The 24,709-nt window shown below is 60.1% G+C and carries 20 protein-coding genes and 2 pseudogenes; 15 read left to right on the top strand and 7 right to left on the bottom strand.

Features of this window, described 5'->3' with window-relative positions:
* The first annotated feature begins 99 nt into the window (after positions 1–99).
* From ACMYUN_RS26320 to ACMYUN_RS26310, 3 genes are all read left to right on the top strand, one after another.
* Positions 100–1,476: a pyridoxal-phosphate dependent enzyme gene (locus ACMYUN_RS26320; protein WP_415762229.1), complete on the top strand. Its 1,377-nt coding sequence runs from the start codon at positions 100–102 to the stop codon at positions 1,474–1,476.
* Positions 1,473–2,645, top strand: coding sequence for a cystathionine gamma-synthase (locus tag ACMYUN_RS26315; RefSeq protein WP_415762228.1), 1,173 nt, complete (start codon positions 1,473–1,475; stop codon positions 2,643–2,645). Before ACMYUN_RS26320 ends, ACMYUN_RS26315 begins: the two co-directional genes overlap by 4 nt.
* A 250-nt stretch (positions 2,646–2,895) precedes the next feature.
* Positions 2,896–3,621, top strand: coding sequence for a hypothetical protein (locus ACMYUN_RS26310; RefSeq protein ID WP_415762227.1), 726 nt, complete (start codon positions 2,896–2,898; stop codon positions 3,619–3,621).
* A 51-nt stretch (positions 3,622–3,672) separates the two neighbouring features.
* Here the strand turns inward: ACMYUN_RS26310 and ACMYUN_RS26305 are convergent, their stop codons facing one another.
* Complete coding sequence (locus tag ACMYUN_RS26305; protein WP_415762226.1) at positions 3,673–5,301, bottom strand: hybrid sensor histidine kinase/response regulator; 1,629 nt, start codon at positions 5,299–5,301, stop codon at positions 3,673–3,675.
* 113 nt (positions 5,302–5,414) lie between these two features.
* On the opposite strand from ACMYUN_RS26305, the gene ACMYUN_RS26300 reads away from it, so the two are divergent.
* On the top strand, positions 5,415–6,017 hold the full coding sequence (locus tag ACMYUN_RS26300; RefSeq protein WP_415762225.1) for a LuxR C-terminal-related transcriptional regulator: 603 nt from the start codon (positions 5,415–5,417) through the stop codon (positions 6,015–6,017).
* A 7-nt stretch (positions 6,018–6,024) separates the two neighbouring features.
* Here the strand turns inward: ACMYUN_RS26300 and ACMYUN_RS26295 are convergent, their stop codons facing one another.
* Positions 6,025–7,023, bottom strand: a complete 999-nt coding sequence (locus tag ACMYUN_RS26295) for a bile acid:sodium symporter family protein (protein WP_415762224.1) — start codon at positions 7,021–7,023, stop codon at positions 6,025–6,027.
* Positions 7,024–7,105: 82 nt separating this feature from the next.
* Here ACMYUN_RS26295 and ACMYUN_RS26290 point away from each other — a divergent pair, with 82 nt between their 5' ends.
* The 3 genes from ACMYUN_RS26290 (at position 7,106) to ACMYUN_RS26280 (ending at position 10,041) form a co-directional block, all read left to right on the top strand.
* The gene (locus ACMYUN_RS26290; RefSeq protein ID WP_415764005.1) at positions 7,106–7,894 is read left to right on the top strand and encodes an AraC family transcriptional regulator; all 789 of its coding nucleotides are present in this window, start codon (positions 7,106–7,108) and stop codon (positions 7,892–7,894) included.
* Between the two features lie 229 nt (positions 7,895–8,123).
* The gene (locus tag ACMYUN_RS26285) at positions 8,124–8,567 is read left to right on the top strand and encodes a hypothetical protein (protein ID WP_415762222.1); all 444 of its coding nucleotides are present in this window, start codon (positions 8,124–8,126) and stop codon (positions 8,565–8,567) included.
* Positions 8,568–9,066: 499 nt separating this feature from the next.
* On the top strand, positions 9,067–10,041 hold the full coding sequence (locus tag ACMYUN_RS26280; protein WP_415762221.1) for a TerC family protein: 975 nt from the start codon (positions 9,067–9,069) through the stop codon (positions 10,039–10,041).
* A gap of 123 nt (positions 10,042–10,164) precedes the next feature.
* Here ACMYUN_RS26280 and ACMYUN_RS26275 read toward each other — a convergent pair whose 3' ends face one another.
* A complete protein-coding gene (locus ACMYUN_RS26275) occupies positions 10,165–11,265 on the bottom strand; it encodes a polyamine ABC transporter substrate-binding protein (RefSeq protein ID WP_415762220.1) in 1,101 nt (366 codons plus the stop codon).
* Positions 11,266–11,514: 249 nt separating this feature from the next.
* Positions 11,515–12,921: a purine-cytosine permease family protein gene (locus tag ACMYUN_RS26270; RefSeq protein ID WP_415762219.1), complete on the bottom strand. Its 1,407-nt coding sequence runs from the start codon at positions 12,919–12,921 to the stop codon at positions 11,515–11,517.
* Positions 12,922–13,244: 323 nt separating this feature from the next.
* Here ACMYUN_RS26270 and ACMYUN_RS26265 point away from each other — a divergent pair, with 323 nt between their 5' ends.
* Positions 13,245–13,730, top strand: coding sequence for a flavin reductase family protein (locus ACMYUN_RS26265; RefSeq protein ID WP_042606747.1), 486 nt, complete (start codon positions 13,245–13,247; stop codon positions 13,728–13,730).
* A gap of 139 nt (positions 13,731–13,869) precedes the next feature.
* Here ACMYUN_RS26265 and ACMYUN_RS26260 read toward each other — a convergent pair.
* Positions 13,870–14,469, bottom strand: a pseudogene (locus ACMYUN_RS26260) (methyl-accepting chemotaxis protein); the annotation flags it as partial.
* Between the two features lie 306 nt (positions 14,470–14,775).
* Positions 14,776–15,660 (bottom strand): annotated as a pseudogene (locus ACMYUN_RS26255) (cache domain-containing protein); the annotation flags it as partial.
* Positions 15,661–16,019: 359 nt separating this feature from the next.
* Between ACMYUN_RS26255 and ACMYUN_RS26250 the strand changes: the two are divergent.
* From ACMYUN_RS26250 to argE, 6 genes are all read left to right on the top strand, one after another.
* Positions 16,020–17,063, top strand: coding sequence for an LLM class flavin-dependent oxidoreductase (locus ACMYUN_RS26250; RefSeq protein WP_056789330.1), 1,044 nt, complete (start codon positions 16,020–16,022; stop codon positions 17,061–17,063).
* A gap of 221 nt (positions 17,064–17,284) precedes the next feature.
* Positions 17,285–18,103, top strand: a complete 819-nt coding sequence (locus tag ACMYUN_RS26245) for an alpha/beta fold hydrolase (protein WP_415762218.1) — start codon at positions 17,285–17,287, stop codon at positions 18,101–18,103.
* A 232-nt stretch (positions 18,104–18,335) separates the two neighbouring features.
* Positions 18,336–19,646 (top strand): flavin-containing monooxygenase, encoded by a 1,311-nt coding sequence (locus tag ACMYUN_RS26240; protein WP_415762217.1) that lies wholly within the window; start codon positions 18,336–18,338, stop codon positions 19,644–19,646.
* A 60-nt stretch (positions 19,647–19,706) separates the two neighbouring features.
* On the top strand, positions 19,707–20,123 hold the full coding sequence (locus ACMYUN_RS26235) for a RidA family protein (protein WP_039763092.1): 417 nt from the start codon (positions 19,707–19,709) through the stop codon (positions 20,121–20,123).
* Positions 20,124–20,243: 120 nt separating this feature from the next.
* Entirely contained in the window at positions 20,244–20,921 is a 678-nt protein-coding gene (locus ACMYUN_RS26230) for a DUF1028 domain-containing protein (RefSeq protein WP_415762216.1), read from the top strand.
* Positions 20,918–22,066 carry an acetylornithine deacetylase gene (gene argE, locus ACMYUN_RS26225; RefSeq protein WP_415762214.1) on the top strand — a complete coding sequence of 383 codons (1,149 nt, stop codon included), beginning with the start codon at positions 20,918–20,920 and terminating at the stop codon, positions 22,064–22,066. Before ACMYUN_RS26230 ends, argE begins: the two co-directional genes overlap by 4 nt.
* 15 nt (positions 22,067–22,081) lie before the next feature.
* Here argE and ACMYUN_RS26220 read toward each other — a convergent pair whose 3' ends face one another.
* Positions 22,082–22,993: a LysR family transcriptional regulator gene (locus ACMYUN_RS26220; RefSeq protein WP_039763097.1), complete on the bottom strand. Its 912-nt coding sequence runs from the start codon at positions 22,991–22,993 to the stop codon at positions 22,082–22,084.
* 255 nt (positions 22,994–23,248) lie between these two features.
* On the opposite strand from ACMYUN_RS26220, the gene ACMYUN_RS26215 reads away from it, so the two are divergent.
* Entirely contained in the window at positions 23,249–24,664 is a 1,416-nt protein-coding gene (locus ACMYUN_RS26215) for a purine-cytosine permease family protein (protein ID WP_039763098.1), read from the top strand.
* Positions 24,665–24,709 lie beyond the last annotated feature (45 nt).

Genomic DNA, 24,709 nt, shown 5'->3' with positions numbered 1-24,709 from the left:
AGGGTTTAAAGGTTGCGAGAGAAGATGTCTGCGCCTAAGTTGCACGCGAGTCTTTTCCCCGCGATCGGAACGCGATCAACACCATAAAGAGGTGAAGAAATGTCGAAGGAATCACGCCCTGCCGTGCTTGGGCTGATAGGCAATACTCCGCTGGTTCAGGTCACCCGCTTCGATACCGGACCCTGTACGCTGTTTCTCAAACTCGAATCGCAGAACCCCGGCGGCTCGATCAAGGACCGTATCGGTCTGGCGATGATCGACGCTGCGGAACGTGACGGCCGCCTGCAACCGGGCGGCACGATTGTCGAGGCCACTGCCGGCAATACCGGTCTGGGTCTGGCCCTGGTCGGCCGGGCCAAAGGCTATCGTGTGGTGCTGGTGGTGCCGGACAAAATGTCCACCGAGAAAGTCCTGCACTTGAAGGCCATGGGCGCCGAAGTGCACATCACCCGCTCCGATGTCGGCAAGGGCCATCCCGAGTATTACCAGGACGTCGCGGCGCGTTTGGCCAAGGACATTCCCGGGGCGTTTTTCGCTGATCAGTTCAACAACCCGGCCAATCCGCTCGCCCACGAATGCAGCACCGCGCCGGAGATCTGGGCGCAGACCGAACATGATCTGGACGCCATCGTCGTTGGCGTCGGATCGGCCGGCACGCTGACCGGGCTGAGTCGCTTCTTCAAGCGCGTGCAGCCGAATCTGGAAATGGTGCTCGCCGATCCGATCGGCTCGGTGATGGCGCAATACAGCCGCGACGGCACCTTGCCGACGCCCGGTTCGTGGGCCGTCGAGGGCATCGGCGAAGACTTCATTCCGTCGATCACTGACCTGTCCAGCGTGCGTCACGCCTACTCGATCAGTGACGCGGAAAGCTTCGATCACGTGCGCCAGTTGCTCAAGGCCGAGGGCATTCTCGGCGGCTCATCGACCGGCACCCTGTTCGCTGCCGCGCTGCGTTATTGCCGCGAACAAACCGAGCCGAAACGCGTGGTCAGCTTTGTTTGCGACACCGGCACGCGCTACCTGTCGAAGGTCTACAACGATCAGTGGATGACCGACCAGGGCCTGTTGCAACGTAAGGGCTACGGCGATCTTCGCGACTTGATCGCACGGCGTTTCGAGGACGGCCGGGTGATCAGCGTCGGCCCGGACGACACACTGCTCACGGCGTTCCAGCGCATGCGTCTGGCGGACGTCTCGCAATTGCCGGTGCTGGTCGAAGGCAAGCAACTGGTGGGCGTGATCGATGAGTCCGACATCCTCCTCGGCGTGCACGAAGACGCCGCGCGCTTCAGCCAGTCGGTGTCCAGCGTGATGACTGACAAACTGCAAACCCTCGCCCCGGCTGCAACCCTGGCCGAACTGGAAGCGGTGCTCAGCCGTGGCCTCGTCGCGATCATCGCTGACGCGTCCGGCTTCCATGGCCTGATCACCCGCACCGATATGCTCAACCAATTACGGAGATCCCTTGCATGAGTCAGCACGACGATAAATCCCAAGGCTTTGCCACCCGGGTGATCCACGCCGGGCAACAGCCCGACCCGACCACCGGCGCACTGATGCCGCCGATCTACGCCAACTCCACCTATCTGCAAGACAGCCCCGGCGTGCACAAGGGTTTCGACTACGGCCGCTCGCATAACCCGACGCGCTTTGCCCTGGAACGCTGCGTAGCGGATCTTGAAGGCGGCACCCGCGCCTTCGCCTTCGCCTCGGGGCTGGCAGCGATTTCCACGGTATTGGAACTGCTGGATGCCGGCTCGCACATCGTTTCCGGCAATGACTTGTACGGCGGCACGTTCCGCCTGTTCGACAAGGTCCGTCAGCGCAGTGCCGGGCACCGTTTCAGCTTCGTCGACCTGACCGATCTGTCGGCGTTCGAAGCGTCGCTGCAGGACGACACGCGCATGGTCATGGTCGAGACCCCGACCAACCCGCTGCTGAGCCTGTCGGATCTGGCCGCCATCGCGCGCATCTGCCGCGCACGCGGGATCATCTGCGTCGCCGACAACACGTTCGCCAGCCCGTATATCCAGCGCCCACTGGAGCTGGGTTTCGACATCGTCCTGCACTCGACCACCAAATATCTGAACGGCCACTCCGACGTGATCGGCGGCATTGCCGTGGTCGGGCAGAACGCCGAGCTGGCGGAAAAACTTGGTTTTCTGCAGAACGCCGTCGGCGCGATTTCCGGGCCGTTCGATGCGTTCTTGACTCTGCGCGGAGTGAAAACCCTGGCTCTGCGCATGGAGCGTCATTGCAGCAACGCCCTGGATCTGGCGCAGTGGCTCGAGCAGCAACCGCAGGTCAAGCGCGTCCACTATCCGGGCCTCGAGTCGCACCCTCAGCATGAGCTGGCCAAGCGGCAGATGCGTGGTTTTGGCGGGATGATTTCTGTTGATCTGAACAGCGATCTGGCCGGTGCGCGGCGGTTTTTGGAGAACGTGAAGATCTTTGCGTTGGCGGAAAGTCTGGGCGGTGTGGAGAGCCTGATCGAGCACCCGGCGATCATGACCCACGCGACCATTCCGCCGGAAACCCGTGCGAAGCTGGGGATTGGCGACGGGCTGGTGCGGTTGTCGGTCGGAGTGGAAGACGTTGAAGACCTGCGCACCGACCTGGCCCAGGCATTGGCAAACATTTAACAAGCCCCACACAACGAAGCCCGCGCAATGCGGGCTTGTTTTTTTTCTGTCCGTCGATCTCCCCGCCGTGGCGGTTCTCGAGGCCGGTCCTATACTCAATCGGTTCGATCAGATTCATGTCGACACCCGCACGCCACTCGGTGTGCCCGTGCCTTTCGCCAACCAGGTAAACCCAGGCCAATGAGTCGTGGCGTCTATATGCATCGCGCGCGATTGATCGCTGTATGGCAGCCGGGTCGTGGAGAAAACCATGAAATACAAGTTGTTCTCAGGCGTGCTTCTTGCGGTAGCGGCCAGCGTCGTGGTGCCCAATGTCTGGGCGGCGCAACCGCAGGCAGTGGCTTCTGATGGGGCCGATAAGGTCGGCGCCGGGGCGGTGGCTTCTGACGGAGCCGATAAGGTCGGCGTCGGCGCGGTAGCTTCTGACGGCGCCGATAAGGTCGGGGCTGGCGCGGTAGCTTCTGACGGCGCCGATCATGTCGGGGCCGGCGCGGTGGCTTCTGACGGCGCCGATCATGTCGGCGCCGGTGCGGTAGCTTCTGACGGCGCCGATAAGGTCGGGGCTGGCGCGGTAGCTTCTGACGGCGCCGATAAGGTCGGGGCTGGCGCGGTGGCTTCTGATGGCGCCGATAAGGTCGGCGCCGGTGCGGTAGCTTCTGACGGAGCCGATAAGGTCGGCGCCGGTGCGGTGGCTTCCGACGGCGCCGATCATGTCGGAGCAGGTGCGGTGGCTTCTGACGGCGCCGATCATGTCGGAGCAGGTGCGGTGGCTTCTGACGGCGCCGACAAGGTCGGGGCTGGCGCGGTGGCTTCCGATGGCGCCGATAACGTCGGGGCCGGGGCTTTGGCGGCAGATGGCGCCGACCGTACCGGCGTGAACCGTGTGGCCTATTCTCGAGTCGGAGTCGGTTCTGATCGCGTGGCATCAGCGCTGATGACCGGCAGCTATTCCGACCAGTTCAATAGCCCGCAATAAACGCCCCGGTGTAACGGGCCGGTTCCCTCAGCCGCCCGTTCACATCGGCCTTTACAGCATTTGTTCAACCGCTTCGCCTTGTCGATCACGCAGGGCGCGCAACGTCGCGCGTAACTCGGCCGGCCGCACAGGCTTCGACAGAATCGCAATCTGCCGGTCATGCAAGGCTGCCTGAATCTTCTCGATTTCGTGCCCGGTGATGATCATCGCCGGCACTGCCCAGCCGCGCTGCCTGCGCACTGCGTCGATGCATTCGATGCCAGTGGCGTGGGTGCCGAGGTCATAGTCGGCGACGATGATGTCGCAGCCAGTCACCAGATCTTCAGCTGACAACTCGGCCTGAACCACACAGCCCCAGCGTTCAAGCAACGCTGAGGTTGCCAGCAGTACGTTGCGATCATCCTCGACCAGACACACCTTCAGCCCAGTCAACAAACCCACCTGCCGGGCTTCACCGTGAACGACCCGTGACTGCGGCGCCGCTACGATCGGCAACCCTGCAAGGGTCACAGCTGTGCCGCGCCCCAACTGTGAACGCAGAGCGACTTGCACATCGATCAGTTCACCCAGACGCTTGATGATCGACAGGCCCAGGCCGACACCCTCGACATCCTTGTCGCGAAGCTGCCGCACCCGATAAAACTCCTCGAAAACCTTGTGCAGGTGCTCTTCGGCAATACCATTGCCGCAGTCATAAACAACAATGGCCAGCCCTGCCCCGCGTTTGCGCACACCCATCAGCACCGGCCGCTGCGCGCCGTATTTGAAGCAATTGGAGAGCACGTTCTGCACCATGGTCGCCAGCAGCGCCGGGTCGGTTCTGACCCAGTGGGTACACGGTCGCAGCCGCAGCTCGACGCCCGCCCAACGTGCCGCTTCCTGATGTTGCTGGACAATGTCCGCGAGCCATTCACCGAGGTTCAGCGTTTGCATTTTCGCTTCGACCCGGCCGTTATCCAGGGTGTAGAGGTCGAGAATCGAGCGGAACAGTTGCGAAACATTGAGCAGTGAGCGGTCGATGTTGTCGACCAACCGCCGCTCGTCATCTCCCAAGCGCGACTCGCGCAAACAGGCGGTAAACAAGCCAATGGAGTGAATCGGCTGACGCAAATCATGACTGGCCTGCGCCAGAAACCGCGATTTTTCCAGATTCGCCGCCACCGCTTCTTCCGATGCCTTGCGTGTGCGCTCCAACAGCAAATGCGCATAGAACGGAATCACCGTGCTGGTAATCAGCAGCATCAGCACCATGAACGGCTGCGCCTGCCAATACGGCGTCAGGCGATAGACCACCAGCAGCGCCACCAGCGCAAGCCCGGTGGCAATTGCCAGGTAGCGCGAGCCGTAGCGCATGCCGTTGCCAAGGTTGACCCAGACCATCACCGCGTACAGCGGCAGCGCCGCTTCGCCGCCGATCACCAGCCCGAAACAGGTACCGGTGTAATCGTGGACCATGGCAAAAATCCGCCGCGCTGGATAATGCCCCGGCCAACGCGCAATGGCTTGGCGAAACACGATGGACGCCAGCAGGAACAGGCTGATGTAGGTGATGACCGGCAGGTAGGTCTCGAAGCGATGGCCCGGCAGAAAGACCAGTACGACCATGTAGACCACCGCGATGGCGGCGATGATGATGCGCAGATTGGCCTGGTCGAGTTCGGTGTTTTTCTCGAACTTCATGGGAAACGTCCTTGTGCAGCGATTGCAGTTTCGGAAGCAGCCTACAGGCAACCTTCGCGTCCAGTGCTAAGGTGCAGGCCTTGAATCACGCCTGACCCAGGGAGGGTCGCGTCATGACGTGCCGGATCATCATAGCCGACGATCACCCACTGTTTCGCGAAGCAATGCTGCGCACCGTGCAGCGCTTGCTGCCCGATGCGGATACCTGCGAGGCCGGCGACTTCGACGCTGTGCTCAAGTTACTGTCAGAGTGCAACGAGCCGGACACGCTGATGCTCGATCTGCGCTTTCCCGGGCTGACCTGCATCACTCAACTCGCCGACTTGCGAGGACGATTGCCGCGCACCACGCTGATCGTGGTGTCGATGGTCGACGACCAGGCGTTGATCAGTGAAGTCATGGCGGCGGGCATTGACGGTTTCATTGGCAAAAACATTGCGCCGGATGAAATCGGCCAGGCGATTCTGGCGATCCGTGAAGGTGAAGTGCTCGTGAAGTCGGCGCCGTCCGGCCTGTTGCCGCTGGAAACCGCGACGACGCTGACGCCGCGTCAGCAGGACGTGCTGCGTTTGATCGCCCAAGGCAAAACCAACAAGGAAATCGCCCGTGAACTGGATATTTCACCGTTCACGGTGCGCATCCATGTGTCTTCGTTGCTACGCACGCTGGACGTTCCTACGCGGGCGGCAGCGGCGGTCAAGTACTCGGGGCTGTGAAGCGTTTTTACGGGTCAACCTGCGCCATCAGATCCGGCACCGACTCCGGCCGTTTCGCATAGCGCTGGGCCAATACCGCGCAGACCATCAGTTGAATCTGATGGAACAGCATCAGCGGCAGAATCAACACGCCGATGGTGCTGCCGGCAAAGAGTACCTGCGCCATCGGCACGCCGGTGGCCAGGCTCTTTTTCGAACCGCAGAACAGGATGGTGATGCGGTCTTCCTGATTGAAGCCAAAGGCTTTGCCCAAAAAGGTCGAGGCCAGTAGAACCAGCGCCAGCAGAATGCAGCAGACCACCACCAGGCCGAGCAATTCGAACAACGGAATCTGCTGCCAGATGCCTTCGTTTACGGCTTCGCTGAATGCGCCGTACACCACCAGCAGAATCGAACCCTGATCAACGAATTTCAGCCAGTTCTTGTTGCGCCCGACCCACGCGCCGATCCAGCGCCGAGCAATTTGCCCGGCAATGAACGGCAGCAGCAACTGCGCACTGATTTTCACGATCGCATCAAGGGTCGAGCCGCCGTCGCCGTGAACGTTGAGCAGCAGCGTCACCAGCAGCGGTGTAAGGAAAATCCCAAATAGACTGGACGCCGCGGCACTGCAGATCGCCGCCGGAATATTACCCCGCGCCAGTGAGGTAAACGCGATGGCCGACTGCACGGTGGCCGGCAATGCGCACAGATAGAGCATGCCCATGTACAGCTGATCGCCAATCAGCGGTGACAACAGCGGTTTCAGCGCCAGGCCGAGGATCGGGAACAGTACGAAGGTCAGGCCAAACACCAACAGATGCAGACGCCAGTGGCCAGCGCCGGCGATGATCGATTCGCGCGACAGCTTGGCGCCGTGCAGGAAAAACAGCAGGGCGATGGCGATGTTGGTCAGCCAGCCGAAGCCGACGGCAACTTGGCCGCTGGCGGGCAGAAAACTGGCCAGCACAACCACAGCAATCAAAGTCAGGGTGAAGTTATCGGGTAAAAAACGTGGGCGCGTCATGAAATTCATCCGGGGGTTGCCAGTGCGTGCCGACGACTCTAACGTGACTGGCAATTACCGACTAACGCCGAAGAGCCGCAAGATGCCGCCTAAAGGACATAGTAAAAGCGTTCGCCGCAGTGTTCCCGGGCTGCCCAGCCTGCCGCGCCCGGTTTACGGACGCACCGAATCGCTGCCCAATCGCGCCCTCACCCGGCGTCATAGTCATCCGTGGGTGCAGTTGTCCTATGCGATTCAAGGCGTGCTCGAAGTGCAGACCAGCGCTGGCCGTTTCGTCGCGCCGCCGGAGCGTGCGGTGTGGATTCCGGCCGGTGTGCCGCACCGGGTGTTCAGCGCACCGCATACGGAAATGCGCAGCCTGTACATCGACAGCAGCGTCACCGGTTGGGCGGCTGAACATTGCCATGTGCTCGGCGTCAGCGATTTGCTCAGAGAGTTGATTCGCGCCTTCAGTCAGGTGCCAGTGGTGTACGACGAAAGCGGCCCTGACGGACGCTTGGCCCAGGTGATCCTTGATCAATTGGCCGACGCGCCGACCATCGACTTGATGCTGCCGCTCCCGCAAGACCCGCGCTTGAAGCAGATCTACCGAAGCCTTGAGCAACACCCCGAACAGCAGACCACGCTGAGCCACTGGAGCGAAAAATTCGGCGTCACTGAAAAGACCCTGACCCGCCTGTTTTTGCGCGACACCGGCCTGACCTTCCGCGCCTGGCGCCAACGCCTGCGCTTGTTTGGAGCACTGACGCCGCTGGAGAAAGGTGAGCGTGTGACTGACGTAGCGCTGGCCTGCGGATACGACTCGACCTCGGCGTTCATTGCGGCGTTTCGGCAGCAGTTTGGTGAAACGCCGGGGGAGTTTTTTCGATAGAACTGGACGAATCATATGCGCCAGCCTCGCTACACATCGCGGTTCCAGAGAACTTCATGAATCCAGATTCTCTGTAATTGGCTAGTAGCACAACCCCGAAGCATAGCCAACTGTCATATCTGACAGTTGTCCAACGCTTGATAATCGCGCAATGTTAATCATACGGGTGAAATTTATTGAATCCGCCCGCTACTTCAACGGCGCTAACTAGTTACATCAGGAGCAAATCATGACTGACTTCGAAAATTTGAAGGAGAACTTCGCCGAAAACAAAGCGGAGCCTATTGGCGACTGGATATTCAAAGCTGATATCTCGCCCGAGCTTTTTGAGGAAAAAGAGTTCAGCGCCACAGAATATATTTGTCAGTCTCTTTCCCCTCACAGCTTCAGCATTATCGGTAGAGCCAAATCGGGAACTAAATTCCTTTCTATCGTGCTTCCTCTGAATTCACCAAAGACAAAGACTGAATATGAAATCGGGAAGGGACATCCCGACGGTGCGCGCGCCTCACTTACACTTACCTCGGAAATCAAAAGCGCAATTAGCGGTAAAGTATCTGTCAAGCAAACCGAAGATATCGTCGATGCAGACTTTGCCTTCATCGTAAAAAATGAAGGTAAAGAACATAACGTTAAAGGAAGAGTTCACGTCAAGCCCACTGCTATCAGTTGATTGATTGCGCAGTCAGCTTTCGCAACATTCGAACCAGAATCAGACCGGCGACTCACAGCGAGAAAATTGATGTTTTTACGGCTCGCCGGTCTGGTTCATCCTTCTTCAGTGACTTTAAATCGTCCTTTGTTCGTTTTTCCAAATCTGGCGCAGGTCGCCTCAACCAGCCAAGTCCCCCAGTTCGATCTAATGCCGTCGCCGTAAGAATGTGGCGAGACGCCTGGGGAATTCTGTGGCCGACACTTCGTTTTTGCCGAACTGTCAGTCAGAAATAAACGATTTTTCTTTGCTCCAAATCCATCGCTAGCATGGCCCCGTCTGACTTTGATTGAGAACAGAAGATGATCCTTGTGGGAGCGAGCCTGCTCGCGAACGCGGTGGGTCAGCAACCTCAACTTCACTGTTCCATCGCATTCGCGAGCAGGCTCGCTCCCACAGGGGATGCGCTTGCCGTTGGATCAGCGATAACACTGCAAGTAACAAGACAGGGGAGCGTGTCATGCCTGCGACGAACATCAATATCGGCGAACCCTGGATGTGGGGCGCCTTCATCGTCTTCGTTCTGGCCATGCTGGCCCTGGACTTGTTTGTCTTCGGCGGGCGCAAGGCGCACCGAGTGTCGGTGCGGGAAGCGTCGGCCTGGGTGATTGCCTGGTGCCTGTTGGCACTGAGTTTTGCCGGGCTGCTCTGGTGGTATCTGCACGGCGAATTCGGCGGTGAAATCGCCCGGCAGAAAACCCTGGAATTCCTCACCGGCTATCTGATCGAGCAGTCGCTGTCGATCGACAATATGTTCGTCTTCGTGATGATCTTCAGCTATTTCGCCGTGCCGCCGGAATTACAGCGGCGGGTGCTGCTGTACGGCGTGCTGGGCGCGATTGTCATGCGCGCGATAATGATTTTTGCCGGTGTGTGGCTGGTGTCGCAGTTCGAATGGCTGCTGTATGCCTTCGGGGTGTTCCTGATCATCACGGGGATCAAAATGCTGGTGTTTGCCGACCAGCAACCGGATCTCGATAACAACCCGCTGTTGCGCTGGGTTCGCGGGCATATGCGCATCACCAGCGGCTTTCACGGCGAGAAGTTTTTCATCCTGCAGAACGGCGTGCGCTGGGCGACACCGATGTTTCTGGTGCTGGTGCTGATCGAGGCCAGCGACCTGATGTTCGCGGTCGACAGCATCCCGGCGATCTTCGCCGTGACCACCGACCCGTTCATTGTGTTTACCTCCAACATCTTCGCGATCATGGGCCTGCGCGCGCTGTATTTCCTGCTGGCAGACATGGCTGACCGTTTTCACCTGCTCAAGTATGGGCTGGCGATCGTGCTGGTATTTATTGGCGGCAAGATGGTTGTGATGCCATGGTTCCACATGCCGGTGGAATGGTCGCTGGCAGTGGTGGGCTCGGTGATTCTGGGGTCGGTGCTGTTGAGCCTGGCGACCAGCCGCGAGGCAGAACGCCGCACCAAATGACACAACCCAACCCACCTGTGGGAGCGAGCCTGCTCGCGAATACGCCGGATCATTCAACATAGGAGTTGAATGACACACCGCTTTCGCGAGCAGGCTCGCTCCCACATTTGAAGTGCGGTGCTCTTATTTATCGGATTTGATACTGGTCCACACCCGCGTGCGCACCCGCTCCATCTTCTGGGGCAACGGCTGCACCACATAAAGAGTTTTCAGCGCTTCGCTGGTCGGCGTCAGGTTGGGGTTATCGGTGATGTCCTTGTTGACCAGCGGCATCGAGTCCTTGTTGGCATTCGGGTAACCAAGGAAATCACTGATGGGTGCGATCACTTTCGGATCGAGCAAGTGGTTGAGGAATTCGTGAGCCTCGGCAACGTTCTTCGCGCTTTTCGGAATGGCGAACGTGTCGAACCAGATCGGCGCGCCCTCCTTCGGCAGACGCCAGTCGACCACCACACCGTTGCCCGCCTCTTTGGCGCGATTGCCGAACTGGTAGAAGCTGCCGGAATAACCGATCGCCACACAGATGTCGCCGTTGGCGATGTCGGTCATGTACTTGGCCGAGTTGAAGTAGGTCACGTATGGGCGAATCTTCATCATCAAGGCCTTGGCCTTTTCATAGTCCGCCGGGTTCTGGCTGTTCGGATCGAGGCCGAGGTAGTGCAGGGCCAGCGGCAGGATTTCCGACGGCGAGTCGAGCATCGCCACGCCGCAGGCCTTGAGCTTTTCCATGTTCTCGGGTTTGAACACCAGATCCCAACTGTCCACTGGCGCGTTATCGCCCAGGGCAGCCTTGACCTTGGCCGGGTTGAAGCCGATCAGCACGGTGCCATACATGTACGGCACGCCGTACTGGTTGCCGGGGTCGTTGGCATCGAGCAACTTGAGCAAGGCCGGATCCTGGTGCTGCCAGTTCGGCAGTTTCGACTTATCGAGTTTCTGGAACACGCCGGCCTTGATCTGGGTTTCGATGAACTGATTGGACGGCACCACCAGGTCGTAACCGGAGTTGCCGGTGAGCAGTTTGGCTTCCAGGGATTCGTTGGTGTCGAAGGTGTCCCAGGTCACTTTGATCTTGCTTTGCTCGGCGAACTCCTTGGGCACTGACGGCAGGATGTAATCCGCCCAGTTGTACACGCGCAGTTCGCGTTGCTCGGCCTGGACGGTGCTGGCCAGCAGCGTCAGGCCACACACGGTGGCGCCCAGAATGCGTTTGATCGTGACCATGGTTGTTTCCCCGAATGCGACGTGAGATCGATGGTTTTTATGTTCTGTACACGGCAGTGGCTGTAACGATAGCCAAGGGCAAAAAAGGTCGAGCCTGTTGTTATGGTTTCGATTCTTGCTGACAGCGTAGCGCGGTGACAGTAGGCGGCAGGCCAAAAGGGGATCGATATGGCCAATTTCCGTGACCGCTGAAATGCGCAAACAAAAATGCCCGGCGCTGGGCCGGGCATTGCTGGATTGCGGTTGCAGTCAGTCGGTATAGCCGAGTCTGGCCGCCCTGCTCTGCTGCACCTGACCGCGAGTTGCCAGGCAGTAATACAACGGCACGGTGACCACCAGGCCAACCAGCCACGACAGGTCGGCACCTTCGACGAGATTGGCGTACGGCCCGACGTACAGCGAGGTGTTGGCAAACGGCAGTTGCACGATGATGCCGATGAAGTAGGCAATGATCGCGTGCAGGTTGAAGCGCCCGTAGATGCCACCGTCGGCGCGGAAGATCGAGGCGATGTCGTAGTTGCCGCGCTTGATCAGGTAGAAGTCGATCAAGTTGATCGACGCCCACGGCACCAGCACCAGCAACAGCGCCAGAATCAGTCCGATGAATTCGGAAATGAAATCCGCCGAAGCACTGAGGGCGACCACACAGCACGCGGCCAGAATCACGCTCGACAGCACCACGCGCACTTTGATACTCGGCGTCCACTGGCTGGTGAACGTCTGAATCGAAGTGATGATCGACAACACCGCGCCATACAGATTGAGCGCGTTGTGGCTGATGATGTTGAGCAGAAACAGCACCATCAGAATCGGCCCCAGCCAACCGGTGGACTGCTTGACCGCTGCCATCGCTTCAGTGCCTTCCGGCGTGGCCAGTACGGCGACTGCGCCAAAGCTGAACGACAGAATCGTGCCCAGCGTCGCGCCCAGATACGTCGCCCAGAAGGGTTTGGCGATACCGATGTCTGCTGGCAGATAACGCGAATAGTCTGAAACATATGGCGAAAAGCTGATCTGCCAGATGATGCCCAGCGACACCGTCGCCAGCCAGCCGGACAGGTTGAAACTGCCGCGCGTCAGGAAGTCCGCCGGCAAGTCATGGGCGAAGATGTAGATGAAGCCTGCGAGCAATGCGCCGCCCATCACCCAGGTGCCGATGCGGTTGAGCGTATGGATGAAGTTGTAGCCGATCACACCGATCGCGGTGGCGGCGAGCGCGCCGATCAAAATGCTCAGCGGCGCTGGCACAGACGGCGCAATGCCGACGATGGATTTGCCGGCCAGCACGATGTTGGAAATGAAGAAGCCGATGTAGATGAGCGCCGCAAAGAACACGATCAGCAGTGCGCCATAACGACCGAACTGGCCGCGACTCTGGACCATTTGCGGAATGCCCATGCGCGGGCCCTGGGCCGAGGCCAGCGCGATCACCACGCCGCCGATCATGTGCCCCAGCGCAATCGCCAGCAGCCCCCAGAACAGATTGAGGTGGAACACCTGAACCACCATGGCGCCGGTGACGATGGGCAGTGGCGCGATGTTGGTGCTGAACCAAAGAGTGAACAGATCGCGGGCCTTCCCGTGGCGTTCCGCGAGTGGGACGTAATCGACCGTATGATTCTCGATCAACGGATCTTGCCGGGACATCTGGGACATATGCATGAACTCGAGTTTGTCTGTTTTTATCTTTGTATGAAGCCAAACCGGGAGGACTCTTGGGTCGCCCCTCAGATGCAGACCATATTATGGTATTCCAAACTTTGCACAAGCCTGATCCGCTGATTGTGTCGCCCTCTGATCCGCTATCCTCGCTGATCCCACCCCTGCACGGCTAGCTGAACGCCCCGTAAACATTGCCTTTCCGACGAAAGTGGCACGTTTATCGGTTCACCAGAAAAGCTCTTGCAAGATATGTATTACGGTATACCATCAGACCTACAAACCATAAAAACCGCGTCACACCACCCGAGGACCACCCAATGATCGATGCTGCCATTTACAAACAAGTCATGGGCTCGTTCCCGTCCGGCGTCACCGTCATCACCACGCTGGACGACGACGGCCAGATCGTCGGCCTGACCGCCAGCGCGTTCAGCTCACTGTCGATGGACCCGGCGCTGGTGCTGTTCTGCCCCAACTACAGCTCCGACTCCTATCCCGTGCTGATCAAGAACAAACGCTTTGCGATTCACCTGTTGTCCAGCGTGCAGCAAAGCGAGGCCTATGCCTTCGCCCGCAAAGGCAAGGACAAGGCGCAGGGCATCGAATGGACGTTGAGCGCACTGGGCAACCCGATCCTCGCCAATGCGACGGCGGTGATCGAGTGCGAGTTGTGGCGTGAATACGAAGGTGGCGACCACGCGATCATGGTCGGCGCGGTGAAGAACCTGATCGTCCCCGAGCAGGTGGCGGGACCGCTGGTGTACTGCCACGGCAAGATGGGTGCATTGCCGGTTGTGGCGTGATTTCACCAGATCCCGGATATCCCATGTGGGAGCGAGCCTGCTCGCGAAAGCGATGGGTCAGTTGTTACATTTTTGACTGATCTGACGCCTTCGCGAGCAGGCTCACTCCCACAGGTTTTGGTGTGCCTGGGCGACCGTGTCAGGTCCTAAACCGGCTCACCAGCTGATTCAACGTCTGCGACAACGCCGTCAGGTTCTGCGCGTCCTGGCGAGTCGAATCCGCCAGGCTCGCCACCAACTGCGCATCGCCATGAATCTGGCTGATGTGCCGATTGATGTCCTCGGCCACTTGATGCTGTTCCTCCGCCGCCGTGGCGATCTGCGTGTTCATGTCGCGGATCACGTCGACCGATTCACGGATCAATTCAAAACTCGCCCGCGCCTCGTTGATCGACACCACGGTTTCCTGCGAGACCTCGAGGCTGGCGTGCATCTGCTTGCCCATCTGATGGGTGCGCCGCGCCAGATTGCCGAGCAGCGCATCAATCTCACCGGTGGAATCCGAGGTGCGTTTGGCCAGCGCGCGAACTTCATCGGCGACCACGGCAAAGCCCCTGCCCTGCTCACCGGCGCGCGCCGCTTCAATAGCGGCGTTGAGCGCGAGCAGATTGGTCTGCTCGGCAATCGAGCGGATGGTGCCGAGGATCGACTGAATGTCGTTGCTGTCCTGCTCCAGTTGCTGCATCGACTCGGCGCTGTGGCCGATCTCCTGACTCAAGCGCCCGACGTTGCTGACCGCCGCGTCGATCTGCTGCTGCCCGGTGTGAGCCTGACGCTGACCGTTGTCTGCCGAATCGGCCGCCTGACTGCACGAGCGCGCAACCTCGTTGGAAGTGGCGACCATTTCGTGAAACGCCGTAGAAACCATGTCCACCGCCTCACGCTGACGCGAAGCGACGTCGGCCATTTCCGCCGAGACTTCGGTGGCGCTGCCAGAGCTGCTGTGAATCTGCCCCGCTGCCTGGCCGATGCGCTGAATCAACGTACGAATCGCTTCGAGAAACTGGTTGAACCAGCCCGCCAGTTGCGCGGTTTCGTCCTGCCCGCGTACTTCCAGTCGCGCAGTCAGATCGCCCTCGCCTTGAGCAATACCTTCGAGACCACTGGCGACACCACGAATCGGCTTGACCATCAGTCCGGCAAACCACGCGCCGGCCATTGCAAACAACAGTGCGCAAACCACAGCGATAGCGCCGATCAGCCAGGTCAAACGCGTCGCCCCCGCCATCACTTCGCTCGCCTTCACCAAGCCGACAAACCGCCAGCCCAACGCCTGCGACGGCCAGACCAGCGCCATGTAATCCTCGCCGGCCAATTGCACCTCTACCAGGCCTTTGCCCGCCTCGGCCAGTTGCTGATAACCGTCGCCGAGATCGCTGAGTTTCTTGAAGTTGTGCGCCGGATCGCTCGGGTCGACCAGCACGGTGTTGTTGGCTTCCATCAACATCAGATAACCGCTCTCACCGAGGCGGATCTGCTTGACCAGATCGGTCAATTGCTTGAGCGACACATCGATGTTGACCACGCCGGCATTGCTGCCCAACTGGTTGTTGAAACTGCGCACAGTGCTCACCAGCACCACGTCATCCGCCGCCCAATAATAGGCCTCGGTGCGCAGGGTTTTACCGGGGTTGGCCATCGCGGTTTTGTACCAGGGACGGGTGCGCGGATCGTAGTTCGCCAGTTGCGCATCGCCCGGCCAGAACAGATAACCGCCCTGCTCGGTGCCGAGTGACAGGTAGGTGTAAGCCGGATGCGCCTTGGCCAGACCGTCGAACAGCTTGAACAGCTGTTGATCCTGCGGCCCCATCGGCACTTGCGCGGCGTCGCTGCTCAGGTAGCGTTTGAGGCTGGTGTCGATGCTCTGCAGTTGCGGATGCTCGGCCAGGTAGGCAACGTTCTGGCTGATGCCCTCGAAAAACAGCTGCATCGCGTTTTCCACCTGGCGCACTTCGCGCCCGGTGCTGTCGGTAAAGGTGTCGCGCGCGCCCTCGCGGACATTGAGGATGATCAGCGCTGCCACCAGTAACACCGGCAGGCTGGCGATTACCGCAAACGCCAGAGTCAGTTTTTGTTTTATGTTCATTGCTTGCGCCTTCCTTGTTCGAAGTGTCGGTCAGAAATATTTTGCGGATATTCCGTATTATGGTATACCAATATTCAATCAACCGAACAGCCGTCCTCGAAGGCGTGCTTGAATGGTGAGAAGACTCGCGAGCGCACAGCGCTCACGTCAGTTCGACAGGCCCGCACACGACCGGCCAATTACAAAAGACTCGAGGTAGCGTCATGAAATTTTCCCTGTTCGTACACATGGAACGCTGGGACGAAAGCGTCAGCCACCGCCAACTGTTTGAAGACCTGACCGAACTGACGCTGATGGCCGAGGCTGGCGGTTTCAGCACCGTGTGGATCGGCGAACACCACGCCATGGAATACACCATTTCCCCAAGCCCGATGCCGCTGCTGGCCTACCTCGCAGCGAAAACCACCACCATCCACCTCGGCGCCGGCACCATCATCGCGCCGTTCTGGCACCCGCTACGCGTCGCCGGCGAATGCGCCCTGCTCGACGTAATCAGCAACGGCCGCATGGAAGTCGGTCTCGCGCGCGGCGCCTATCAGGTTGAATTCGACCGCATGGCCGGCGGCATGCCCGCCTCCAGCGGCGGCCAGGCCCTGCGCGAAATGGTCCCGGTGGTCCGCGCTCTGTGGCAAGGCGACTACGCCCACGACGGCGACATCTGGAAATTCCCCACCTCGACCAGCGTGCCGAAGCCGATCCAGAAGCCCAACCCACCCATGTGGATCGCCGCCCGCGACCCCGACTCGCACAACTTCGCCGTGGCCAACGGCTGCAACGTCATGGTCACGCCATTGATGAAAGGCGACGAAGAAGTCCTCGACCTGAAGAACAAATTCCAGACCGCACTGGACAACAACCCCGACGTACCGCGCCCGCAATTGATGGTGCTGCGCCACACCCACGTGCACACCGCTGATAACCCGGACGGCTGGAAAGTCGGAGCGAAAGCGATCTCACGTTTCTATCGCACTTTTGATGCGTGGTTTGGCAACAAGGAAACGCCGGTCAATGGCTTTCTTGCGCCGAGCCCGGAAGAGAAGTTTGCCGGACGTCCGGAGTTTGAACTGGAGAGCCTGCACAAGACCGCGATGATCGGCACGCCGGAAGAGATCATTCCGCGGATCAAGTACTACCAGGAACTGGGCGTGGATGAGTTCAGTTTCTGGTGTGACAACAGCTTGCCGCATGAAGAGAAGAAGAAATCGCTGGAGTTGTTTATCAAGCATGTGGTGCCGGCGTTTCGCTAGAGGCTCGTGCGTCCTTGAACAAGGCAAAAAGGGCGACTCCGCCAGGAGCTCGCCCTTTTTCATTTCTGTAATGTCGAGGTGAAATACTCATCGCGCAACGTACTACTCTCTCCTTCCGCCAAACCAGCACTTGCGTACAAGTGCCTTCCGCATTTTGCGCGGATAGTGGCCGTTGCCCATTCGGCATCCATTCTTGCCACACACGATCACAAGGAGTTTGCATGAGCACCTTCAAGACCCAAGACGGCACCGAGATCTATTACAAGGACTGGGGCAGCGGCAAGCCCGTGCTGTTCAGCCACGGCTGGCCGCTGGATGCGGACATGTGGGAATACCAGATGGAATATCTGAGCAGTCGCGGCTATCGCACCATCGCCTTCGACCGCCGTGGTTTCGGCCGCTCGGATCAGCCGTGGACCGGCTACGACTACGACACCTTTGCCGATGACATCGCCGGCTTGATCAACCATCTGGACCTGCGCGACGTGACCTTGGTCGGCTTCTCGATGGGCGGCGGCGACGTCAGCCGCTACATTGCCCGCCATGGCAGCGAGCGCGTTGCCGGCCTGGTATTGCTCGGTGCGGTCACGCCGCTGTTCGGCAAGAAAGCCGACTTCGCAGACGGCGTCGACAAATCGGTATTCGACGGCATCAAGGCCGGTCTGCTGAAGGATCGCGCGCAGTTCATCGCCGACTTCAACGCGCCGTTCTACGGCATCAATCAGGGCCAGAAAGTCTCTGACGGCGTGCTCACGCAAACCCTGAACATCGCGCTGCTGGCCTCGCTCAAGGGCACCGTCGACTGCGTCACCGCGTTCTCGGAAACAGACTTCCGTCCGGACATGGCCAAGATCGACGTGCCGACCCTGGTGATCCATGGCGACGGCGACCAGATCGTGCCGTTCGAAACCACCGGCAAGCAGGCCGCTGCGCAAATCAAAGGCGCCGAGTTGAAGGTTTACGCCGGCGCGCCGCACGGGTTCGCCGTGACCCATGCGCAGGCATTGAATGAGGATCTGCTGGCGTTCCTCAATCGTTGAAACGCTTACCGGGATGAGGCGTTTTTGCCTCATCCCGACTCTCCAGTGTTGTCGTCTCCCTCCGAAAGCCCCGAATTCAAAGGCCTCAGCTTGCCTGCATCAGTTTTTTATCTTCATATCCCAGCTTAATAATATTTTACCGATACCCCCCCTCTCCCTAGTCTGACCTCAAGCCAAACGGACAAGCCAACAGCGGCCCGAATCCAACTGCCTTGTTAGGAAGGATGTAGAGATGACCCCAGAAATAATAACAACAGACACGCTGATCGTCGGTGCCGGCCAAGCGGGTGTGGCGATGAGTGAGCACCTGAGCAAACTCGGCATTGCGCATCTGGTGCTGGAGCGCAATCGCATCGCCGAACGCTGGCGCACCGGACGCTGGGACTCGCTGGTAGCCAACGGTCCGGCGTGGCATGACCGTTTTCCCGGTCTGGAATTCGATGACGTCGACCCCGACGGTTTTGCCCCTAAGGAGCGAGTGGCCGATTACTTCGAAGCCTATGCGAAGAAATTCAATGCGCCGATCCGCACCGGCGTCGAAGTGAAAAGTGTGGTGCGTAACGTCGGTCGCCCGGGTTTCACAGTCGAAACCTCCGAAGGCGTGATCGAAGCTAGCCGAGTCGTCGCTGCAACCGGGCCGTTTCAGAAACCGGTGATCCCGGCGATTGCCCCGCATGACGAACGCCTGCTGCAGATCCACTCCGCTGACTATCGCAATCCGCAGCAACTGCCGGCAGGCGCGGTGCTAGTGGTCGGCGCAGGCTCTTCCGGGGTGCAGATTGCCGATGAGCTGCAACGTTCCGGCAAGCAGGTTTACTTGTCGGTGGGTGCCCACGATCGCCCGCCTCGCGCCTACCGCAACCGCGATTTCTGCTGGTGGCTGGGGGTGCTCGGCGAATGGGATCAAGCGGCAATGAAACCCGGCCGCGAACACGTGACCATCGCCGTCAGCGGCGCTCATGGCGGGCGCACCATCGACTTCCGCGGTCTGGCCCATCGCGGCATGACGTTGGTCGGGGTTACCGAATCCTTCAACGACGGTGTGGTGAGTTTCAAACAGGACCTGGTGGCCAATCTCCAGCGTGGCGATGAGAACTATCTGGCGCTGCTCGATGCTGCCGACGCCTACGTCGAACGCAACGGCCTCGACCTGCCGCAAGAGCCCGAGGCGCGGGAAATGTTTGCCGACCCCGAGTGCGTGAAAAACCCTTTGCGCGACTTGGATCTGCGCGAGGCCGGCGTCACGTCGATCATCTGGGCCACCGGGTTCGCCGTGGACTATTCCTGGCTGAAAGTCGCGGCACTGGATGCGCAAGGCAAGCCTGTGCATCAGCGCGGCGTGTCGAGCGAACCGGGAATTTATTTCCTCGGCCTGCCGTGGCAATCGCGGCGGGGTTCGTCGTTTATCTGGGGCGTGTGGCACGACGCCAAACATGTCGCTGATCACATCGCCACCCAACGCAAATACCTCGAATACCGCGATGCCGAGCAGCGTGAAGCGCAGCCGCATTCTTCTGCGCAAAGACAGTTCGTCGACGCTTGATTTCCTCTTATGCCCCGGTGCCGATTGCACCGGGCCACATCCTCGCTTCAGGAGCCGCCCATGAGCCAGCCAACCCACACGCGCATCCGCATGTTCAACACCAAAGACACCTACCCCAACCAGACCCTGGACAACGACTTGTGCCAGGCCGTACGCGCCGGCAACACGGTGTACGTGCGCGGCCAGGTCGGCACCGATTTCGATGGCAATCTGGTCGGCCTCGGTGATCCGCGCGCCCAGGCCGAGCAAGCCATGCGCAACGTCAAACAATTGCTCGAAGAAGCCGGCAGCGACATGAGCCATATCGTCAAGACCACCACCTATCTGATCGATCCGCGTTATCGCGAGGCGGTGTATCAGGAGGTCGGCAAATGGCTCAAGGGGGTGTTCCCGATTTCCACCGGGCTGGTGGTTTCGGCGCTGGGCCAGCCGCAGTGGCTGATGGAGATTGATGTGATTGCGGTGATTCCCGAGTAAGTCAGGAAAACCCAGTCGTGGCCTTCGCGAGCAGGCTCGCTCCCACAGGGGCATGTATTTCAAAGTGAGAGCGAGCCTGCTCGCGAAGGCGTCAGCCCAGACACACAAGGAGTTCAAAAGATGACCTTTTCCATCACCGCCCGCTGCCCCGACACTGGCCAGTTCGGTGTCGCCATCAGTTCCTCCAGCATCGCCGTCGGCGCCCGCTGCCCGTGGCTGTTGCCCGGTGTCGGCGCGGTGTCGAGCCAGAACATCACCCTGCCGTCGCTCGGTCCGGAAGTCCTCGCATTGCTCGAACAGGGCGTCGCCCCTGAAGCCGCGCTGGATCAGGTGCTCACGCGCAACGGCTATAGCCAGTATCGGCAGATCACCGCGATCAACCACCTCGGCCAGACCGCGCACTTCAGCGGCGCGCAAACCCTCGGCGTGCACAACGCCGTGACTGGTGAACAATGCGTCGCCGCCGGCAACATGCTCGCCGGGCGCGAAGTCATCGAGGCCATGGTCAGCGCGTTCGAGCACGGCGAAGGCCAGCTCGCCGAGCGCCTGCTCCAGGCTCTGCATGCGGCTCAAGCCCTCGGCGGCGAAGCCGGGCCGGTGCATTCGGCAGCGCTGCTGGTGGTCGGCGAACAGACCTGGCCCATCGTCAACCTGCGCGTGGACTGGGCCGATGAAAACCCGATCGGCCAGTTGCAAAGACTCTGGGACGCCTACCGTCCGCAGTTGCAGGACTACATCGACCGCGCCCTCGATCCGGCCAAGGCGCCCGGTTATGGCGTTGCCGGAGATGATCGATGAACAGCGTCGAGCTGCTCAGAACGCTAGTGAGCTTCGACACCACCAGCCGTGAATCGAATTTGCAGTTGATCGAATTCGTCCGCGATTACCTCGCCAGTCACGACGTAACCTGCGCGCTGATTTACAACGACGAGCGCAGCAAAGCCAACCTGTTCGCCAGCATCGGCCCGGTTGACCAACCGGGCATCGTGCTGTCCGGGCACACCGATGTGGTGCCGGTCGACGGCCAGCCCTGGACGCTATCGCCATTCGAACTCAGCGAGCGCGACGGCAAGCTGTTCGGCCGTGGCACGGCTGATATGAAAGGCTATATAGCCTGCGTGCTGGCGCTGGTACCGAGCCTGGTGGCAACGCCTTTGCGCCTGCCGGTGCATATCGCGCTGTCTTATGACGAGGAAGTCGGCTGCCTCGGCGTGCGCTCGTTGCTTGAGGTTTTGCAGCAGCGTCCGGTGAAACCGTTGCTGTGCATCATCGGCGAACCGACCGAGCTGAAACCGGTGCTCGGTCACAAAGGCAAACTGGCGATGCGCTGCGAGGTGCATGGCCACCCGTGCCATTCGGCCTATGCGCCGCTCGGGGTCAACGCCATCGAATACGCCGCCGAACTGATCGCCGAACTGGGGCGGCTCGGCCAGCAACTCAAGGCCCCCGAACATCACGATGCGCGATTCGATCCGCCGTTCAGTACCGTGCAAACCGGGCTGATCACTGGCGGCAAGGCGTTGAATATCGTCCCCGCCGACTGCCGCTTCGATTTCGAGATCCGCGCCCTGCCCTCGCAGGATCCGGCTCTGGTTGCCGACGCGCTGAAGGCTTACGCCGAACGCGAAGTGCTGCCACGCATGCGCGCTGTGAGTGCGCACAGCGACATTTGTTTCAGCGAACTGTCGGCGTATCCGGGCCTGGTCACCGACGCCCACAGCCAGGCCGCCGAGCTCATCGCGGCGTTCTGCGCTTCGAAGGAATTTGGCACCGTGGCGTTCGGTACCGAAGGCGGTCTGTTCGACGCCGTGGGCATCCCGACCGTGGTGTGTGGCCCCGGCAGCATGGATCAGGGCCATAAACCCGACGAGTTCGTCAGCCTTGATCAATTGAAAGCCTGTGACGAGATGCTGCAACGTCTGCTCGATTTCATCCGTTTGTAAACGTCGGCCCGGCGTTCAGGCGTACAGCCGGGCCAATTCCTCGCGGCAATGATCGACAAACAACTGCACCGGTTTGGTCAGTTGCACGCGCCGCAGCCACGCTGCCGACAAACCCGAGCCGGTAACGGTTTCGGCCAGTGGCACGCAGACGACTTTTTGCCCGTCGTAGGTGTAGTCGCTGAACGGCTTGGTCACCAGAATCGAAAAGCCGAAACCATTGGCGACCATGCCGCGCACCATCTCGATCGACGGTGAGCTGAAGACGATATTCGGCGTCAGGCCGCGCTCTTCAAAAATGCTCACGAAGTACGTCCGGCTCGGCACCACGTCGAGCAGGATCATCGGTTCCAGCACCAGATCATGCAGCGAGACTTTCGCCTGTTGCGCAAAACGATGATCAGCCGGCAACAACGCATACGGTTGCTGCGGTGGCATCAGCGACGAGGTTTCGATGGTGCTGTCGAGGTCGTGTTCGAAGAGCATCGCCACATCAATGCTGCCCGCGGTTAGCGCTTGCACCAGTTCCTGCTGTTCACCGTCGCGGATGCGGATCTCCACGCCCGGCCAGCGCTGCTTGAAGCCGGCGATCAGGCGCGGCAGATACAGCGGCGCAACGGTTTCGAAACAGCCGATATCGATCTGCCCGGCGACCACATCGTTGTCCGCCAGAGCGTTCTGCTCGAACTCGTGAGCCACCCGCAACAGCTCCAGCGCCTTGCGATAGAAGCGCGAACCGCTGGGCGTCAGTGACACGCCCTGCGCGTGATGGCGAATGAACAATTGCACACCGAAGCTCTCTTCCAGATGCTTGATCGCCGTGGACACTGACGGCTGCGCGATGTAGAGCTTGCGCGATGCTTCGGCGACGCTGCCGCAGTCGGCTGTGGTGACGAAGTATTTGAGCTGGCGCAGGTTGTAGGCAGCCATGGGGTACCTCCACAAAGATCAAAAGATCGCAGCCTTCGGCAGCTCCGACGCTGAGCGCGGCGCTGCAGATCGAGGCTTGAACATACCGGACGCCCGCCGCAGCCGGAGCATATTTTTTTTAAGGTCTGAAGCAACAAACTTACTAATTTATCTATCCCGGGGCTTTGCACATGATCACTTCAACAAGAAATGCGCCACCCGTGCCGGCGCTTACCGAAGTACGTCCACGTACTCATCCTTGCCTTGGAGTTCGACATGGCTACCCCCGCATCCACCTCCGCTCCGCTGATTGAAAAACACACCATAGGCTACGTGCCGCCCGAAGATCGCCACGGAAAGGTCCGCGATCTGTTCACCCTCTGGTTCGGCGGCAACATCGCGCCGTTGCCCATCGTCACCGGGGCGCTGGGCGTGCAATTGTTTCATCTGAATCTGGTCTGGGGCATCGTCGCGATTCTGGTCGGCCATCTGGTCGGCGGCGTGCTGATGGCGCTGCACTCGGCGCAAGGCCCGCAGATGGGCATCCCGCAAATGATCCAGAGCCGCGCGCAGTTTGGCTCGCTCGGTGCGCTGCTGGTGGTGCTGATCGCCGGAGTGATGTACATCGGTTTCTTCGCTTCCAATATCGTTCTCGCGGGCAAGTCATTGCATGGTGTGGTCGACAGCGTTCCGGTGCCGGTCGGTATCGTCATCGGCGCGCTGGGTTCCGGGATCATCGGCATCATCGGCTACCGCTTCATCCACGTGCTCAACCGCATCGGCACGTGGGTGCTGGGGATCGGCATCGCCGTGGGTTTCATCTACATCTTCACCCACATTCAGACTGACGACTTCCTCACCCGTGGCAGCTTCAATCTGTCCGGCTGGCTGGCCACGGTGTCGCTGGCGGCATTGTGGCAGATCGCATTCGCGCCGTACGTTTCCGACTACTCGCGCTATTTGCCCGCCGATGTAAAAGTGTCGTCGACGTTCTGGACGACTTATCTCGGTTCGGCGCTGGGTTCGAGCCTGTCGTTCGTGTTCGGTGCGGTGGCGGTGCTGGCCACGCCGGTGGGCATGGACACCATGGACGCGGTCAAACTGGCCACCGGCGCCATCGGCCCGCTGATGCTGGTGCTGTTTCTGCTCAGCGTGATCAGCCACAACGCCCTCAACCTCTACGGCGCGGTGCTGTCGCTGATCACCTTGGTGCAGACGTTCGCCTATCGCTGGATTCCGACGGCGAAAAGCCGCGCAGTGATTTCGATCATCGTCTTGCTGGCCTGCTGCTTCGCTGCGGTGGGCGCCTCAGCTGACTTCATCGGTCACTTCGTCGACATGGTGCTGGTGTTGCTGGTGGTGTTGGTGCCGTGGACGGCGATCAACCTGATCGACTTCTATGCGATCCACAAGGGCAAGTACGACATTCAGTCGATCTTCCAGGTCGACGGCGGCATCTACGGTCGCTATAACCCGCAGGCATTGCTGGCTTATGCGATCGGCATCGCCGTGCAGATCCCGTTCATGAACACGCCGCTGTACGTCGGCCCGGTGTCGGCGCACATCAACGGCGCCGACCTGTCCTGGCTGGTGGGTTTGCTGGTGACTTCGCCGCTGTATTTCTGGCTGGCCAATCGCGACAGCGCCTATCGTCGACGCATGACCGGCGGCAAGCTCGCGGGCAATCTCTGAGCGATGGAACACCATTGAACCAAGGCCCGCGCATTGCGGGCCCTG

The organism is Pseudomonas sp. CP4 (assembly GCF_047758505.1).
In the GTDB taxonomy this organism is placed as follows: Bacteria; Pseudomonadota; Gammaproteobacteria; order Pseudomonadales; family Pseudomonadaceae; genus Aquipseudomonas; species Aquipseudomonas fluorescens_AO.
This window is presented reverse-complemented; position numbering and strand designations above follow the sequence as displayed.

Bases quoted from the DNA above. Each gene is read 5' to 3' on its own strand.
- ACMYUN_RS26320 (WP_415762229.1), top strand. From the start codon at position 100: ATGTCGAAGGAATCACGCCCTGCCGTGCTTGGGCTGATAGGCAATACT.
- ACMYUN_RS26315 (WP_415762228.1), top strand. From the start codon at position 1,473: ATGAGTCAGCACGACGATAAATCCCAAGGCTTTGCCACCCGGGTGATC.
- ACMYUN_RS26310 (WP_415762227.1), top strand. From the start codon at position 2,896: ATGAAATACAAGTTGTTCTCAGGCGTGCTTCTTGCGGTAGCGGCCAGC.
- ACMYUN_RS26305 (WP_415762226.1), bottom strand. From the start codon at position 5,301: ATGAAGTTCGAGAAAAACACCGAACTCGACCAGGCCAATCTGCGCATC.
- ACMYUN_RS26300 (WP_415762225.1), top strand. From the start codon at position 5,415: ATGACGTGCCGGATCATCATAGCCGACGATCACCCACTGTTTCGCGAA.
- ACMYUN_RS26295 (WP_415762224.1), bottom strand. From the start codon at position 7,023: ATGACGCGCCCACGTTTTTTACCCGATAACTTCACCCTGACTTTGATT.
- ACMYUN_RS26290 (WP_415764005.1), top strand. From the start codon at position 7,106: ATGCCGCCTAAAGGACATAGTAAAAGCGTTCGCCGCAGTGTTCCCGGG.
- ACMYUN_RS26285 (WP_415762222.1), top strand. From the start codon at position 8,124: ATGACTGACTTCGAAAATTTGAAGGAGAACTTCGCCGAAAACAAAGCG.
- ACMYUN_RS26280 (WP_415762221.1), top strand. From the start codon at position 9,067: ATGCCTGCGACGAACATCAATATCGGCGAACCCTGGATGTGGGGCGCC.
- ACMYUN_RS26275 (WP_415762220.1), bottom strand. From the start codon at position 11,265: ATGGTCACGATCAAACGCATTCTGGGCGCCACCGTGTGTGGCCTGACG.
- ACMYUN_RS26270 (WP_415762219.1), bottom strand. From the start codon at position 12,921: ATGTCCCAGATGTCCCGGCAAGATCCGTTGATCGAGAATCATACGGTC.
- ACMYUN_RS26265 (WP_042606747.1), top strand. From the start codon at position 13,245: ATGATCGATGCTGCCATTTACAAACAAGTCATGGGCTCGTTCCCGTCC.
- ACMYUN_RS26250 (WP_056789330.1), top strand. From the start codon at position 16,020: ATGAAATTTTCCCTGTTCGTACACATGGAACGCTGGGACGAAAGCGTC.
- ACMYUN_RS26245 (WP_415762218.1), top strand. From the start codon at position 17,285: ATGAGCACCTTCAAGACCCAAGACGGCACCGAGATCTATTACAAGGAC.
- ACMYUN_RS26240 (WP_415762217.1), top strand. From the start codon at position 18,336: ATGACCCCAGAAATAATAACAACAGACACGCTGATCGTCGGTGCCGGC.
- ACMYUN_RS26235 (WP_039763092.1), top strand. From the start codon at position 19,707: ATGAGCCAGCCAACCCACACGCGCATCCGCATGTTCAACACCAAAGAC.
- ACMYUN_RS26230 (WP_415762216.1), top strand. From the start codon at position 20,244: ATGACCTTTTCCATCACCGCCCGCTGCCCCGACACTGGCCAGTTCGGT.
- argE (WP_415762214.1), top strand. From the start codon at position 20,918: ATGAACAGCGTCGAGCTGCTCAGAACGCTAGTGAGCTTCGACACCACC.
- ACMYUN_RS26220 (WP_039763097.1), bottom strand. From the start codon at position 22,993: ATGGCTGCCTACAACCTGCGCCAGCTCAAATACTTCGTCACCACAGCC.
- ACMYUN_RS26215 (WP_039763098.1), top strand. From the start codon at position 23,249: ATGGCTACCCCCGCATCCACCTCCGCTCCGCTGATTGAAAAACACACC.